Genomic DNA, 16,436 nt, shown 5'->3' on the forward strand with positions numbered 1-16,436 from the left:
TTGTCAATGCCATGCACGACCTTATTCCTACTTTTTGACAGAAATGACACTTCCACGCGATCCCAAGATCCCTTGACTCCCTCCCGGTCGAGAGGGGCGCGGCAGAAGTATTATCAACCACAATCCTTTTAACTACGGGGCGTCGCACCAAGCTCAACAGGAGCCAAAGCGCCGATTATCCTCCGTCGCGAGCCGAGCTTCATGGTCAAAAGCGAACTTTATGAAAAAACTTCTTGAACTCCCACTCGTTAGTCGGCATTAGTCCGCCCGTCAGCCGCAAACCGGGTCCGATGAGCAGACCGGCAAGCGCTTCGGCCACCCCAAGCAGGGGAGCATAGTTGGCATGGTGCCGCGATACGCGGGACGGGGATGAGGCCCCGACCGTAGCGGCAGATCGAAACACACTCTCCTGCACCACCGATGAAATTTTTCCCGAACCGGCCCGTCAGCCGATCTGCCGTCTCGCTTGAGGCAAGTGCAGCCTGTTGCTGTTGTTAGGCACCGTCGTGACTTTCCGGTGATCCACCGGATGGATTCGCGGTCAACGGGCGATGTTTTGGGTTTCATCGCCAGTTGATCGCTCTGAAGCCACGGCGGGCGCGGGCTTCTTGGGTTCTCTCGAGCCCGCCGTGGCTATCCTCAGCTGGATCACCGATTAGCGGCGTTTAGCGCCTTCCCGTTCGCGATCCCGGGTCATCTCCGACCCATTCTGCTTCCCATCTTACCGGCCTTTTTTTGCCCAAAACCGATACCTTACCATGCTGCTCTACAAACTTCAGCTCCTCACTCCCGGCCAGTCGACCCGGCGTGCAATGAGCGCGCGGCTCCTTGCCGGAGCTCAACCGGACGCCTTCGTGACCCGCGTCCGTCACCGCCGGTTGCCGGATGCCAGCGAGGCTCCGGTCCGCCGCTTCCGCAAGGTCGCCTGATTCCCCACCTCTCTAAAGATCCCCATGTACCGCACACACCATCACCACAGCCTCCGGCTCGCCATCATCGCCGCCGGACTTGGCGCAGGAGTTTCCCACGCCGCCGTCCTCCCGAATCCCACTGCCGCCCTCTACGACAGCAATCTCAAAGGCCTCGCCAACGACGGCGGAACCGGCGGCAGCCAGTCCGGCATCACCGCGCTCGACGATTCCCATCACGTGCAGGGCCTCACCTTCAGCATCGCCTTCACCCCGACCGCCACTGACCTCGACGTTCCAGCCAACGCCCGCACCGTCTTGCTGATCGAAATTGGCGGCACTTCAAACGGTTTCGGACTCTACCTCGTGGACGGAGTGCCGACAGTGCTCTCCAAGCAGAGTTCCAACGACGTCACGGTGCCCGCATCGTTGAACGACACATCCCTGCCCGCCATCGCGGTGCAGAGCCCGATCGGCAAGCTGAATGCCGGCACCGCCTATTCGTTTTCCGCCTCTTGGAATCACCTGGGCACCCTGGAACTGAGCGTGACGCCGGACGGCGGCTCCGCCGTGGTTTCCTCCCATGCGATCTCGGGAACGGTCGGCAATTGGTCCGGAGGCGATACCATCAACGTAAAGACACTCTCGGTCGCAAACGCCGGCGGCCTGGCTGGGAATAACGCCGGCAACGTGCTCGGGTCTCCCTTCGACGTTCACAATGCCTCCAGCTTCGCCGGTTCCGTAAGCCGGGCCCTGTTCTGGAATGTCTCATCGGTGACGCCGCAGGTCTCTACGGCACCTGCCGTACTTGGCTTCGAGGCGACTCCCCTCCCCTCCACCGGGAAGGTCCGGCTCCACTGGCGGGTTACTCAAGGGGGAGCACCCGCGGCGACCAGCCTGGTGATCAAGTCCGGCGAGACCGTCATCCACACGCCGACCACGCTGGAGAACTTCGCCGACGTGGATGCCAGCGGTGCAACCGACTTCACCCTCAGCGCGACGAACGCAACTGGCACCACCACGGGTAGCGCCAGCGTCGCCGCCGAGACCGCCTTCTCCGCCGCGGTTCGGACGGATGCCCCGGTCGCGTGGTTCCGCTTCAACGATCAGACCGGCTCCCAGCTCATTGCCGACTCAGCGGAGAATGCCACGCCCCACAACGGCCGGATCTTCGGTCAAACGATTAGCGGCAGCAGCGGCTTCGTCGATGGTGCGGCTCTCTTCGACGGGGGCAATGGCATCATCTCCAATACCATCCTCGACCCCGGCAACCTGACTACCGGCTTCACCGTGGAAGCGGTCCTCCGTCGCGCTCCGGGAGTGGTCGGCGGCAATCCGGTGGTACTCGCTCAACGCGGCTCGACCGGTCGCTTGTTCCTCACTTCCCCCGCGGATGGCAAGCTCATCTCCGATATCGGCGGCGGTGAAGCGAAGCACTCCGATGGCAAGCTCCACGACAACCAGTGGGCGCACGTCGCCGTGGTAGTGGATCGCCAGCACACCGAAGTGCGCTGGTATATCGACGGCGTGCTCGCCGGCTCCAGCGCGGATGGACAAAATCCTGACGGCTCCACATTCAATTCGAACTTTACCGTCGAGTCCGCGACCGGCGAATGGATCATCGGTCTGGGGAAGGCGCTCGCCGGCAATCACTGGAAGGGTCACATCGACGAACTCGCGGTCTATGACCGGGTGCTCGATGATCCAAATGGCGACACCAATCACGCGGACTCGCGCATCGCCATCCACCGCGACGCCTGGTGGAGCGAAACCGCCGGACTGCTCGATTTCAGCGCCTCCAAGCCACTGGTGAACTCGAGGGATCCCGTGCAACTGATCACCAAGGTCGGTGCGGATATCACATCCGTCACCATCAACAACAACGTCGGCAACGTGCCGATCGTCAATGGCACCGCCACCATCACGGTGAATCCCGCGGCCACCACGACCTATCAGGTCACCGCCACCGGCCCGGGAGGCGACATCACCAGCACCGTCTCGGTGACCGCCCTGCAATACCAGGCGCCGATCGTAAAAGGCTTCGCGGCCACCAAGCTCGGCACGGCGGGTCAGGTGCGACTCCACTGGAAAGTCTCCGAAGGCGAAGCGCCAAATCCGACAACGATCAGCATCAAGACGGGCGAAACCGTGCTTCACTCCCCCACCACGCTCCAAGGCTTCGTGGATGTCGATGCCGGCACCGCCAGCGACTTCACCCTCACCGCGGTGAATGAAACCGGAACGACTCCCGCGAACACCTCGCTGGATGCCGAGAACGCCTTCTCGACCGCGGTGCGAGAAGACGCACCGGTCGCATGGTTCCGCTTCAATGAACCCACGGGCACCGAACTCTTCGTGGACTCCGCCGACAATGGCGCTCCCCACAACGGCCGGCCCACCGGCACGCCGGTGAGCGGCGTGGAAGGCGTCGTGGACGGCGCGATCTCAATCGATGCGAATGGCGGCGTGGTCACCGACTTCATCCTGAATCCCGGACAGCTCGATCCCGGCTTCACCATCGAAAGCGTGGTTCGTCGCGATGCGGCAATCAACAGCCTGAACCGTGCGATTGTCAGCCAGTCCGACTCCAATGGCACCGGCCGCGTGCTGCTCGGCGTATCCGATTCCACCGGCACACCCCGCACCTATCTGGGCCAGGGCGTGCGCAAGGATGCGGATGGCGATCTCGCCGCGGAAACCTGGGCCCACCTCGTGGTCGTGGTGGATGCCCTGAACACGGAGATCCGCTGGTATCTGGACGGCGAATTGATCGGCTCCACGAAGGACGGCACGAATCCCGACGGCAGCGCCTTCGACCCGAACTTCATCTTGGAAGCCTCCGAGGGTGCCTGGAACATCGGGGTTCAGAAGACTCTCGCCGCCGATCTGTGGCGCGGTGAGATCGACGAGGTCGTAATCTACAACAGCCTGCTCGACGATCCGGATGCGGACCCTCTAACGCCCGACTCACGCATCGCTGCGCACCGAGCGGCCTGGTGGAGCCAGACCTCCGGCGTCATCCAGTTGAGCACCGCGGCAGCGACGCTCAATGCCGGCCAATCGACCGACCTCACCATCAAGGTCGGACCCGACATCACCTCGGTCAGCATCGATCAGGGCATCGGCGATGTCACGCTGGTGAATGGCAACGCAGTGGTTCCGCTGAACCCCACAGCCACCACCACCTACACCATCACCTTCAGTGGTCCCGGCGGCACCTTCACGCAAACCGTCACGGTCACCGTGACAGAGCCTCCATCGATCACTCCGACCGTCGTCTCAAGTGTGATCGTGGGCAGTAACTTCGTCCTGAATTTCACCGGCTCACCCTCCACGACCTACGCGGTCCGCGGCTCCGTCACTCTGGCGGACTTCAGCGAGGTTCTGGACCCCGTCACGACGGATGCCAGCGGTTCCGGCACCGCGACCATTCCGATCACGCCGGGAACCACACCCGTCCGCTTCTTCCGCATCGAGGACCTCCCGTGAGTCCATCCGCTTCCCATCCGACATGACTTCCCGCTCTTCCAGACCGACCTCCAACAAGGGATTCGCCCTGGTGGCTTCGATGATGCTGCTCGTGCTTCTGCTCGTGCTGTCGGTCGGCCTGCTCTCTCTGTCCGCCATTAGCCTGCGGGCGTCCTCGCACGAGACCCTGCTCCTGCAGGCCCGCGCGAACGCCCGCCTCGCCCTGCAGCTCGCGATCGGCGAGCTGCAGGCAAGCGCGGGACCGGATCAGCGGGTCACGGCACCGGCCTCGATCCGCGACAAGAGCGCCCAGCCCCACCTCACCGGCGTGTGGGATGGCTGGAAATGGAAGGGCGAAGGCAACGCTCCGGACTGGAAGAAAGAGAAGACCGATCGTTTCCGTGGTTGGCTGGTTTCCTCGCCCGATTCGCAGCGGACGGGCGAGGAAACCTACGCGGACCACGAGCCACAGGGGGAGAGCATCAAGCTGGTCGGCGGCGACGCGGAGACGAAAGCCGAGCTTGTTAGCATCGATGGATCTCAGCAGCAACGCTTCGCCTGGGCTGTCTTCGATGAAGCGCAGAAGGCCTCCATCTCCTTGCCTCACGGCCACAAGACGGAGACCTTTGCCGACTCCTACGACCGTAGTAGTGCAGCCCCGCGCCTCGGATTCGATGCGGTGGAGAAATGGGAGACGCTCGCGGATGAGAAGAATGATCCGGCAAAGCTTCTCACGATCGCCCAAACCCGCCTCGCCGGATTGGATGAAAAGGACGCCGGCTTCCACGACCTCACCAGCGGCAGCCTCGGGCTGTTGACCAACGCCGCCGACGGCGGCTGGCAGCAGGATCTTTCGCGCTTGTTCGACGCCCCCGCGCTGCCGACCGATTTTGCATCGCGCTTCATCTACTCCAGCCAAGCCACGCCGCTGGTCCCGCTGCCAACCCGCTTCAACGGGGCAAACCCGCTGCCGAGCCCTGACCCTTCCTGGTCGCTGCTTCATTCGCACTACCGCTCCTTCACGAAGCTCTCCGGCAGCACGCGAGCGATCGACGCCTCGGTCGGCTCCGTCACTGCCCGGCCGAACGCTGCCACCGCGGCCTCCCAACTACTCCGACACAAGGCTTTCACCGAACAGCAGCTCGCGCCGGTCATCGCCAAGGCGCAGTTCGTCTTCAGCCTCGCCTTCGGCTACAATGGCGAGACCCTGGACAACATGTGGTCCGATGGAAGCGCCCGCAAAACTCCGGCCAACCAGCGCGACGAATACATCACATGGGTCGTTATCGATCCGGTCATCACGCTTTGGAATCCCTACAATGTTCCGATGCGCTTCACCGGCGCACGCGTCGAGCTCTACCGCATTCCCCTTGCCTTCCGCATCTACAAGAACGGCCAGCTCATCAACACCGAGTACACGAAGCTGACAAACGCTCACACCCAGGAAGACTTCAAGACCCGCCAAGCGCGCTTCTACCGCCTGAACATCTTGCCCGAGGACGGCGTGGACGAACGCATCCTCGCTCCCGGCGAGCACGTCGTCTTCACCGCGCACAATCACAAGATGCATGGCGGTCATGACTACAATCTAACGGGCGTCACGCTTCGTCCCGGCTTCCATCCACCGGCGGGCAATGCCAGCGACCCCGAAGTCGGCGGCGTGACCACGCAGAATATCTTCGTCAACTCGAACGGTGCCTCGTCCGGCAAGGACTACGGCAAAACCGTCCGCACCATCGCGGTGAAAGCCGGTGACCGCATCCAACTCGAAGTGAAGGCCGAGCGCGCGGGCATCGACAACTTCAAGGAGACCGGCGGCAAGGAGGTGACCGGCTTCCTCAAATACTATCTCGGCGGCGGCAATGTCTCGCGCCTGTTAGGAGGCGTCGAGTTGGACTACGGCGACCGCGAGGGCGAGCTGCTGCCGTATTACCCGAAGGAAGACCTGCCGACCATCGTGGTGAATCCGGACATCCCGAAAGGCAGCACCGGCGGCTTGAATCCCGCCCGCCACGCGCTGCGCTTCAAGGAGCCGTTCCTGATCGCGACCTTCCAGGAAAAGACCGAGCGCGACTCGCGTTTCGGCTCCCGCTCCTGGATCAACAACGCACCGCTGAATTTCTATGCCTCCGAAGGCATCGATCAGACCGAGGACTTCTCCCATCACCAGTATGAACTCAAGTGGGAGGTCATGACCGACTGGCCGCCGAACAGTCCGACCATCGAAATCAGCAACAACGACAACCGCGGCTACGGCGGGCCCGGCATCTACGCGCAAAGCGGCTCCGAGTTCGCGACCTTCGCCAGCCTTCCGCTCGGCCCCGCGCATTCGCTGGCACAGCTCCGCCACGCGCCGCTCAATGCCGGGGGCCAGCTCCCACTCACCAGCCAGATCGTCGCGAACTCCTTCGCCCCGCCGCTGCTCGGGAACGACCGCGTGAAGACCAGCGCAGGTAGTCGCACCTACCTCGACCACTCGTATCTCGCGAACAACGCACTGTTCGATTCGTGGTTCCTTTCCACTGCGGCGGATCATCCGGCGCTGTCGGGAAGCGACGAGCGGACATCGGAGGATTTGCTCGACGGCTTCTTCACCGATGGAAAGCAACTGCCGAACCAACGCTTCCTCCCTTACACCGGTGGCGCGGACAAGGACGAACTGGTCACGCAGCTCGTCGCTTCAAACGAAGCCTACCGCGAGATCGCCGCGCACCTTTGGATCGATGCGCCGTTCAACGTGAACTCGACTAGCGTCTCCGCTTGGCAAGCGCTGCTCGCGTCGAATTTCGGGTCACCGGCTCCGATCATTACGGATGGCTCGCAGAAACTTCACGAAGGCGAGGGTCTCTCCGTGCTGCGCCACTCCCACGCTGCGGCCGTCGACTTCGAGTCCGCGGGCGGCGGTCTGGATGGCGAACACGCGAAATGGAACGGCTACAGGCGCCTGACCGCCGAACAGATCGAGAAGCTCGCCCAAGAGATCGTCACCGAGGTGAAGCAGCGCGGCCCGTTCCAGTCGCTGGCCGAATTCGTGAACCGTCGCCCAGGCGAAGGTGATCTCGCCCAGAACGGAGCACTGCAAGCAGCGATCGACCGCGCCGGGCTTAATGACGCAGTGCGCGATGCCATTCACGACCTAGGCAACGGCAACACCGCCGACGGAGCCCCCGGCGTGATCAACCAGGCCGACCTCCTCACCCCGCTCGCACCGCAGCTCGTGGTCCGCGGCGACACCTTCCGCATCCGCACCTACGGCGAGGCCGCCGATGACCGCGGCTCGAAAGTCCGCGCCTGGGCCGAGGCCACCGTTCAGCGCGTCCCGGATTTCATCGATCCCACTGACAAGGCCACTGCCACTCCCACTTCCGTCGTCAACCAAAGCTTCGGCCGCCGCTTCGAGCTGGTCTCGTTCCGCTGGCTGAAGCCCGGAGAACTCTAACACCACACACGTCATGAAGCACATCGCCGCCCTCATCGCCCTCGCCTTCCCACTGCACGCGGCTCCGGAGAGCCGCAGCATCCAGGCCTCCTTCTACTGCTTCCAGTATGCCCCGGGCATCCAGTCCATCGAGGTGCCCGATGGCGGAGCGGGCCAGTCCGTCCGCCTTTCCACCGCGAACATTACGCCCGCCGTGTCCCTGACCCTGTCCGGCAACGACGCGCTCGTTTTCACCAGTGGAGACAAGACCAAGCCCGCCGCTCGCGTGACCGTCCCCGGTGAACTCGGCAAGGCACTCATCGTCCTGATGCCCGCACCCGCCGGCAGCCCGGAGCCCTACCGCGGCTTTGCGCTGGACTACACTCGCGACCGTTTCCCGCTCGGCACCTACCGGCTGGTCAATGTTTCGAAGCACCCCATCCGCGGGGCGATCGGCCGCAGCTACGCCGAAGTGCAGCCTGGCGGGGTCGCGGGTCTCGAACTTCAGGGCGATGAGGGCGCGACTCAGGGGGTGAAGTTCGAGTTCAATGAAAAGGGCAAATGGAACCGTCTCACCGAAACCCGTGCCGCCGTCCGCCGCGACCGGCGCTGGCTGGTCTGCGTTTATCAGGATCCCACCACCCAACGCATGAACCTCCGTAGCATCCCGGACCGGGACTATTCCGTCACCCCTCCGACCGCGACCGCCGCCCTTTCCGAATGAAATTCTCAACGACCATCACCATGAAATCGAACTACATGCTCATCGGCCTGCTGGCCGCCCTCGCCATCCCTGCCCACGCGGAGCGGAAGCCGAATATCCTGCTCATCGTGGCCGACGACCTCGGCTGGGGCGAGCTCACCTCGCAAGGCTTCACCAAGGACATCCCCACGCCGAATATCGACAGCATCTCGGCGAATGGCGTGCGCTTTACGAATGGCTACGTGAGCGGACCGTATTGCAGCCCGACCCGCGCCGGCCTGCTGACCGGTCGCTACCAGCAGCGCTTCGGCCACGAATTCAATCCCGGGCCGCCGACCGAGGCCAATACCTCCGTGGGGCTCTCGCTCCAGGAAACGACCATTGCCGATCGCCTGAAGTCCGCTGGCTACGCCACCGGCTGGTTCGGCAAGTCGCACCTCGGCAACACCCCGGAGTTCCACCCGCAAAAGCGCGGCTTCGATGAATTCTACGGCTTCCTCGGCGGTGCCCATGGCTACTTCGATGGAGGAAAGGGCGACAACGCCGTGCTCCGCGGCACCGAGCCGGTGAAGGAAACCGGCTACCTCACCGAGACCTTCGCCAACGAGGCCGCGTCCTTCATCGAGCGGAAGAAGGACCAGCAGTGGTTCGTCTACTTGCCCTTCAATGCGGTCCACGCACCGCTCGACACGCTCGCGAAATACGACGAACGCTTCGCTTCCACCAGCGATCCGAAGCGCCGCAAGTTCGCCGCATTGCTGTCGGCGCTCGATGATTCCGTCGGCACCGTTTTGAACAAGGTCCGCGACCTGAAGCTCGAGGAAGACACCGTGGTCTACTTCATCAGTGACAATGGCGGACCCACCCCATCGATCACTTCCGGCAACGGCCCGCTTAAAGGCTACAAGGCGCAGACCTCCGAGGGCGGCATCCGCGTGCCCTTCGCCATCCAGTGGAAGGGCAAGATCCCTGCCGGCAAGATGGAAGACCGCCCTGTCATCCAGCTCGACCTGCTGCCGACCAGCCTCGCCGCCGCCGGCGTGGAGATCGACCCCGCATGGAAGCTCGATGGCGTGAACCTGCTGCCCTACCTGAAGGACGGCAAGGCCGAGGAACCACACGAAGCCCTGTTCTGGCGCTTCGGCCAACAGATCGCCGTCCGCAAGGGCGACTGGAAGCTGGTGAAGTCCGCCGCTGACGGCAACACCCGCGCTGGCGCAGGAGCCGCAAGCACGGAAGGAGCGAAGCTCTACAACCTGGCCCAAGACATCGGGGAGAAGAACGACCTCGCTGCAAGTAATCCGGAGAAGGTGAAGGAACTCTCCGATGCCTGGAACGCGTGGAACGCTACCTTGGTGGATCCGAAATGGACGCCGGGCGGGAAACGTCGCAATGCCAACCGCCGCGGCGAGGCGACCAGCAATGCCACGCAAACTGGCCCATGGAAGTCCGGCGATGAACTCAGCAGCCAGGAGTCGCCCGACATCGCAGGCAAAGGCTTCACCGTCGCCGCCGAGATCGAAGGTGAAGCGAACGACGGAGTGATTGTCGCCCAAGGTGGCAACTCCCGCGGTTATGCGCTCCACATCGCCGAGGGCAAGCTGGTCTTCTCCGTGCGCAACGACGGCGACCTGTCTTCAGTGGTGGCCACCGAGCCCCTGTCCGCCGGCACTCACAAGGTCGAAGCCGCGGTCGATCCCAGCGGCCAGGTAAAGCTCACGGTGGATGGCAAGCAAGTCGGCGAAGGCAAGCAAGTCGGCGAAGGCAAGCTCGCCAGCCTGATCGCCCGCCGTCCCGGCCAAGGCCTGACGGTTGGCAACGACGGCGGTGCCCCGGTCGGCGAATATGCCGCACCGCATACCTTCAAAGGCAAGGTGACGAACGTCACCGTCAAGACACTCTAACTGCCGGTCTTCGGAGAGAGATTTGTTCTGTTATAGTAAAAAAGACCAGGGGTGCCCGGCTCGGGCACCCCTGGATCTTTATACCACATCCACAACCTGGAAAATCTTCAGACGGCAACCGCGACTCGCGGGCTGCGTTCGAGCTCGTTCACCAACCGTGCCGCCAATGCAGAGGTGTGAAGGCGCAACTCGGGCACCGCGGTCACTTCGAAATAGCGGGCACGCAGCAGCGGGCCGGTCACATAGAGCCATTCTAGCGGGAAGCCATCGCGGCTGATCGCGCGGTAGTCGGGATGAATCTCGGCACCGAGCCGGAATTCATCCGGCACGAGGAAGCCGCGACGCAGCAGGTTCGTGATCAGCGGTTGCTTGATCGTGGTGATGTCGCGTGCCGGGCCGGTGGCATCGATGATGTGATCCGCGTCGAGCCAGCGCGTCACCGCAGCGCGATTGCGCGGGGCCAGACCGAGACGCAGGCGACCGTCCTTGTTCTCCACCGACACGATCGTGCCGCGCTTCAGGTCGAGCTTGCCCTCGTCGATGAGGTTCTGGAAGGCATGGAAAGTAGCCGGCGCACACTGGTGACGATGGACTTCCCAGAATGGACTGATGAAGCGGAGGAATTTCCGCCGGTCTTTCGAAGACATCTCCTGCCACAGCGACGGCGTGGCCGGCCGGAGCGCGGCGAAAAGGTCGCGCCAGTCGCCGCCCTCCGCATTGTGACGGGCAAGCGCCCGGCGGAATAGCCGCAAACTGCGCCGCAGGTTAGAGTCAGGAAGCTCATCGAGTTCCGGTGGCAAAACCGGCGACGCGCTTTCATAAGGACGCGGCAGCAGGCCATTGCGGGAGATCGCGTGGATGGCTGCGGGCGTACCGCGGCGCTCCAGTTCAAGCACGGCATCGATCATCGTGAGCCCGGTGCCGATCACGAGCACCGTCTCGCCTGCCTTCACCTTGTCGAAGCTTGAGGTCTTGCGCGCCGGCAAGGTATGCTCGGCCCAGATCGAACCGGCAAAGGCGGAGCCTTGGTTGCCGGTGGCGAGCACCACCCGCGAGCACATCAGCGCGGTCTGGTCCTTCAGGGTCAGCACCGCGACGCTACTGTTGGGGTTGGTCTGCACGTCGATGACCGCGCGATGATCCACACGCAGATTGGGACAATGCTTCTGGGCCTCCGCCAGACAGTGCTTGATGTAGTCGCCGTAAATGCGGCGCGGCAGAAAATCCTCCGGCGTGATCTGCTCGCCGAGCACCCGTTGCGCGAACTTGAAGAAGTGATCCGGATCGTCCTGATAGGCGCTCATCCGGCGGGCCGGGATGTTCAGCAGCGCATGCGGGTCATCGCGACGATACGCAAGCCCCGGTCCAACATCCCCGCTTTCCTCGAAGAGAATCACCGGACGATCCGGCAGTCGCAAGGCGAGATGGATGGCGGTGAGTGTGCCGCTGAAGCCGCCTCCGATGACGGCCACTGGAGTTTGAATATGGCTCACAATGATCGAATGTATTTAATCTGATAGAGTATTCAGTCAAAAAGCTGTCGGCAGTCCATTACGACGCCGGCAGCTTTCCTTTCCACAGCTCAAGAAGATTGGCGGGCCGGCTTGCGCAGGCGGCGGGCGATTCGGGTCTGCGTGTGGAGCAGGCGCACCAGGAAGCGAGCGACGGAGTGGACCGAGCGAGGGTCGGTCCAATCCGACGGCACGATCAAGCGAAGCTGCCAGCGCTCGTCGGGCTGGACCGGCCTCACATTGATGGAAGACGGCACCGCGATGCGACCGCGGATCGCGGGAATGATCACGCTCACGGTTTCCAAAGCCTGATAGACCGCTGGCGGGATCTCGCCAGCTAGGGTGAATTCCTTCACATCGGCGGACTGGATCTCAATGAGACCGTGCGACGCCTGATCCTTGAACTGATCGGCCAAATGGCCCAGCAGGTCCCACTTGGGTGAACGAATTCTTGTGGACCCAGTTCGCGCCATAGTTCGCGCTGATGGGGTAGTACTCGATGGGAGTGTTGCCCGTGATGCCGGCGACGGTGAGGTCCTCATCGAAGGACTTCCAATCCATGCCGAGCGCGAAAGTCTGATAGAAAGTATCCGTGCCCGGCAGATCGAAGAGGGCGCGCAGCCCGAAGACCTCCCCGCGACCGGCCACCGCCGCGCCGCCCAAGGTGGAAATGTCACTGTCCTGCTTGGTCGCATGGAACATCAGGCTGACGCCGTCGGAAACGCGCGCCAGGTAGTAGCCGGAATAAACCAGCGCATCGTCCGGATTCTCCGGCGCGATCTGGAAATCGAGACCCAGCGTGTGACCGCGCTGGAACATGTTGCCGTAGCTGAGCGAAGCATTGAGGCGCGACTGCGTCGTGTTCGGGCTGTAGCGGTTGTTCACTTCCAGCGAGCCGTGCAGCGGCGACTTGTCCTCGACCTCGAGGTCCACGTCAAAGGTGCCGGGCTCGACGCCGGGGCGGAGCTGCGGCTTTACAGTGCGGTCGGGAAGACGGTTCAGCGCGATGATCTCGGCCTTCACCTTCTCGAAGTCCGGCACATTGCCCTCCGCAAGCGAAGGGATCTCGGTCTTGATGCGACTCGGCAGATGGTAGCGCGCTCCCGTCACCCGCAGCCGGCCGATGGTGCCCTCCGTCACCTGGAGGCGGATGATTCCCAAACGGGGATCCTGCGATGGGATCTGCACCGTGACGGTCTGATAGCCCTTGTCGCGATAGGCCTTCTCAAGCGAAGCGCGCGCCTGCTCCACATCGCCTGCGGTGCGGCCGGGTCCAAGGAACGGATAGACCGCTTCCTCGATCTCCAGCGGCGAGAGCAGCTTCGATCCCTGCACGCGATACTCGCGTACCAGCAGGGTCATCTCCTCCTGCGCGGACGCTGGTAGCAGCCCCGCGACGACAATCGAGATTCCCAGCACGGCCACACGGACCGGCCGGGATGGGCGCGGGGGGAAAAATGATGAGGATGTTTTCACAACGGTTGTCTCGATGCCGCCCCGAGCTCGGAAGAACTTCCTGCTCGCGGGTAAGATGGGACAAAGGGTGGCCCTGACGGGCCGCGAAGAATGTCAGGGGAGGAAAGCCCGGGAGCCGTCCGCGCAAGGAGGAGGTGGAGCGCGGCCCGGTCCCGGGGCGATCGATCGATCACTTGAAGGTCACGATGCCGCCGTCTTCGAAGCGCTCGACCTTGAGCGTGTCATCGAGAAGGATCCCGCCGCCGGTCGCAGCGTCCGTCTCCAGGATCTGCTCCTTCAGCGTATCGACAAACTCCTGGCGGAAGGTGGGTGAAGGATCCGTCAACTTGCCGACCACCCCGTTCACGGGCTCGACGACTCGATTGTACAGCCAGAGGGAGTATTTCCCGTTCTTGATGTTCGCGGGGGTATTATCCACGCCGTTGTACTTGAGTTGGACACCGCGGGTGCTTTGCGGGCGTTGCGCAAGGGTCAGGCCTTGTCCAAGGACTCGTCCGTTCCCGTCACCGGGAGTCACGTAGCCGATGTAGTATCCGCCGGTCGCCGTGATGCCGCGCTCATCGTTCAGGACGCTGTAGGCAGCGGATCCAAGCGTGTAAGTCAGGGCGACCGCAAGGTTGGCACCCGAATTGTAGCCGCCGGAGGCAGTGATGCCGCTGTTGGATTCCGTGCCCCAGGGTGCGTGGCTGTTGACCACTCCCCCGGCAACCCAACCGTTCGGATTGATGGACTTGTTGGAATCGTAGTTGGGGTGGTCACCGTAGATGGGATTTCCCAGTCCATCGTTCCCGTTGGCTGCAGGTGCCTGCGGTTGCCACACGGTGAGGTTGGCCAACCCGGAGATTCCAGTTTCTTGAATGGCACCGAAGCGCTGGCCCGCGCCAGTATTACGGCCGATCGCAAAGACCACCTTGTTGAGGTCCGCGCTATTTCCCGTGAACGACGCGAGGGGCAGGTAACCCGCCGAGTAGAGTTGATTGACCTGCTGGGTGGTGATGTTGTCCGCCGGGAAGCCGGGGCTGGCATAGAAACCGAGTGGGGAGATTCCGACGTTGGTCTCCTTGATCGTGTCGTTATAGGTTCTCGGCGGATTCCCATAGGTCCCCTTGAAAGGGGAAGTCGCATGGAAGTTCGTGGAGAGGCCGAAGTCCACGGTCGAAAGCAGATAGTCCTCCGTATTTTCCGGGTCGATCGGATTGGCCGGGATGGATCCGCTGCCCACGCCGTTGGTTTCATCGAAACGAGCTTCGAAGGTCGGATCGGCAACATGCGCCAGACCCGCCAGCGCTCCGGCGTAGTTGGTGCGGACGATGACGTGCTGGGTTCCATTGATGAACCCGTTCCAAGTGCCGAAGTTGGAGTTCTGGACCGCGTTGGTGATGTTTTGGGACTGGCCGCCAGCTCCCGTGGCACTGCCATCGAGGCCGCGGTAATTCCAGTTGGTGAGGATTTTGCTTAGCGCGCGCTGGGTGGCATTGCGGTCACCATTGGAGGCCGCGAAGTGAATGATGACCGTGCTCGCGGTGGGCGCGGTTCCCTGGGCAGCGACGCGTTCGACAGAAGCGATGGAAAGGGCGCCGAGCGCTGCATATTTGAAAGATTTCATGGTCGATATAAAAGAGGTTATGCTTTGAAGCGAATGGACTGACAAAACGAAGGGATTACGGATTGGTGACCCGGGCGCGGTAGAAGCCGCGCGGCAAGGCGTTTCGGCCGGCGTCGTTATCGACGAGGTTCCAGACCGAGCCGGTTCCGGCCGTGGTGCCTACCTGGATCCATGTGCCGAGCAGATCGTCGTTGTACTCAATGACGTAAGTGCGACCCGCCACCGTCGGCAGCGAGAAGGACTTCGAGACGCCGGGTACCACCACGGGAGCGGGCAGCCTGAAGAACGACGAGCCGCTGTTCGGATTGGTGCCGGCGATCGCCTCGTCAGCATCGCTGAAGCCGTCCCCATCCGAGTCACTATTGCCCGGCACGGTGGCCGCCCGGGTGAAGCTCAGCGCGCCCGAACTGGAGATCGTGAAGTAGCCGATGTAGTTCACCTCCGCAGGATTCCCGTCCGTAGGGCCGCCGGTGTTCGTAAAGATCAAGGGCCGAATTCGCTGCCCCTGCTCCGAAATCACCTTCGATGCTGGTCCAATATCCGAAGTCGAGGCCGCCGGTTCGCGTCTGGACCTGATAATAAAACAGCGCGGTTTGAGCACCTGCGGGAGCTTCTTCCTGGAAGCCAGCATCGGGATTGCTTGCCGTTCTCTCCAAGGCATTGAATCCAACGCTGAGAACGGAAGAAACCTGGGTGTTGAAGAGACTCGCGTGAGCGCTCGCGTTGATCGGATTCCACGCCGTGCTCTGCATCGCAAGGGACGGACGCTTCCGTGTGACATAGCCGGTGTTCTTGTCCGCCGAGTTCCGGCCGATACCACCCCAGAGGACATTGGGACTGGCGTGCCAATTCACAGGGTCTTCGCCCACGAAGATGTTGAACGTCGCAAGGTCCGCTCCGAGATTCGGCACCCCGGGAACCGCGACGGCACTACCCGGTGTGGACGAGATCAGCTGCGAGACCGGCCCGATATTGACCAGATAGGTTCCCGACTGGTTTTGGGGACGTCGGAAGGCCAGGACAAAGTCGCCATCCACCGAGGGGACTACAGGAACCGCGTAGAGGACGGGAGCGGCGAGCCCCAGGAGGAGGCCTGCCAGAACGAGTGGCGCGGACCTTCAATAGTTGATTTTTTTGTATGTTTTAGGAATTTCATGAAAATGGCTGTGAGTTTCGGAGTGCATTTCCGGCAGACTGAATCGCGGGCGGAAGAGGGAGCGCGCTACTGGAATAACAGGCCGCGGAGCGACCTAAGACCGGGCACGGGGACCAACCCGCCTGCGAACAAACGAAGTCCGGGGGATCAACGACAAAACGAGTTGCCGGATCTTGCCGGAAAAGCGGAGCACCGCGGGAAGGCGGGGGTCACGTAAGCGGGATGGATCATTGGAGGAATCGTTGGTTCAGCGGGGTTTCGCAAGATCAAGACAGCTCGCGAGGAG

General features: G+C 62.7%; 10 protein-coding genes. 5 read left to right on the forward strand and 5 right to left on the reverse strand.

Annotated elements, in window-relative coordinates:
- The first annotated feature begins 758 nt into the window (after window positions 1-758).
- From OKA05_RS11200 to OKA05_RS11220, 5 genes are read left to right on the forward strand one after another with little or no spacing between them, the layout of a single operon-like run.
- Window positions 759-929: a hypothetical protein gene (locus OKA05_RS11200; protein WP_264487229.1), complete on the forward strand. Its 171-nt coding sequence runs from the start codon at window positions 759-761 to the stop codon at window positions 927-929.
- A 24-nt stretch (window positions 930-953) separates the two neighbouring features.
- A complete protein-coding gene (locus OKA05_RS11205; protein ID WP_264487230.1) occupies window positions 954-4,397 on the forward strand; it encodes a laminin G domain-containing protein in 3,444 nt (1,147 codons plus the stop codon).
- A 22-nt stretch (window positions 4,398-4,419) separates the two neighbouring features.
- Window positions 4,420-7,815, forward strand: a complete 3,396-nt coding sequence (locus OKA05_RS11210; protein ID WP_264487231.1) for a hypothetical protein — start codon at window positions 4,420-4,422, stop codon at window positions 7,813-7,815.
- A 13-nt stretch (window positions 7,816-7,828) separates the two neighbouring features.
- On the forward strand, window positions 7,829-8,518 hold the full coding sequence (locus OKA05_RS11215; protein WP_264487232.1) for a hypothetical protein: 690 nt from the start codon (window positions 7,829-7,831) through the stop codon (window positions 8,516-8,518).
- A 20-nt stretch (window positions 8,519-8,538) separates the two neighbouring features.
- Entirely contained in the window at window positions 8,539-10,401 is a 1,863-nt protein-coding gene (locus OKA05_RS11220; protein WP_264487233.1) for a sulfatase-like hydrolase/transferase, read from the forward strand.
- Window positions 10,402-10,508: 107 nt separating this feature from the next.
- Here OKA05_RS11220 and OKA05_RS11225 read toward each other — a convergent pair whose 3' ends face one another.
- From OKA05_RS11225 to OKA05_RS11245, 5 genes are all read right to left on the reverse strand, one after another.
- Window positions 10,509-11,873 carry an FAD/NAD(P)-binding protein gene (locus OKA05_RS11225; protein ID WP_264487234.1) on the reverse strand — a complete coding sequence of 455 codons (1,365 nt, stop codon included), beginning with the start codon at window positions 11,871-11,873 and terminating at the stop codon, window positions 10,509-10,511.
- 110 nt (window positions 11,874-11,983) lie between these two features.
- Window positions 11,984-12,328 carry a hypothetical protein gene (locus OKA05_RS11230; RefSeq protein ID WP_264487603.1) on the reverse strand — a complete coding sequence of 115 codons (345 nt, stop codon included), beginning with the start codon at window positions 12,326-12,328 and terminating at the stop codon, window positions 11,984-11,986.
- Entirely contained in the window at window positions 12,285-13,331 is a 1,047-nt protein-coding gene (locus tag OKA05_RS11235; RefSeq protein WP_264487235.1) for a ShlB/FhaC/HecB family hemolysin secretion/activation protein, read from the reverse strand. The genes OKA05_RS11230 and OKA05_RS11235 overlap by 44 nt, the downstream gene beginning before the upstream one ends.
- A 226-nt stretch (window positions 13,332-13,557) precedes the next feature.
- Entirely contained in the window at window positions 13,558-14,994 is a 1,437-nt protein-coding gene (locus OKA05_RS11240; protein WP_264487236.1) for a hypothetical protein, read from the reverse strand.
- Between the two features lie 55 nt (window positions 14,995-15,049).
- Window positions 15,050-15,481, reverse strand: a complete 432-nt coding sequence (locus OKA05_RS11245; RefSeq protein WP_264487237.1) for a thrombospondin type 3 repeat-containing protein — start codon at window positions 15,479-15,481, stop codon at window positions 15,050-15,052.
- Window positions 15,482-16,436: the final 955 nt, after the last annotated feature.

Origin of the sequence: Luteolibacter arcticus, assembly GCF_025950235.1 — a bacterium.
GTDB lineage: Bacteria > Verrucomicrobiota > Verrucomicrobiia > Verrucomicrobiales > Akkermansiaceae > Haloferula > Haloferula arctica.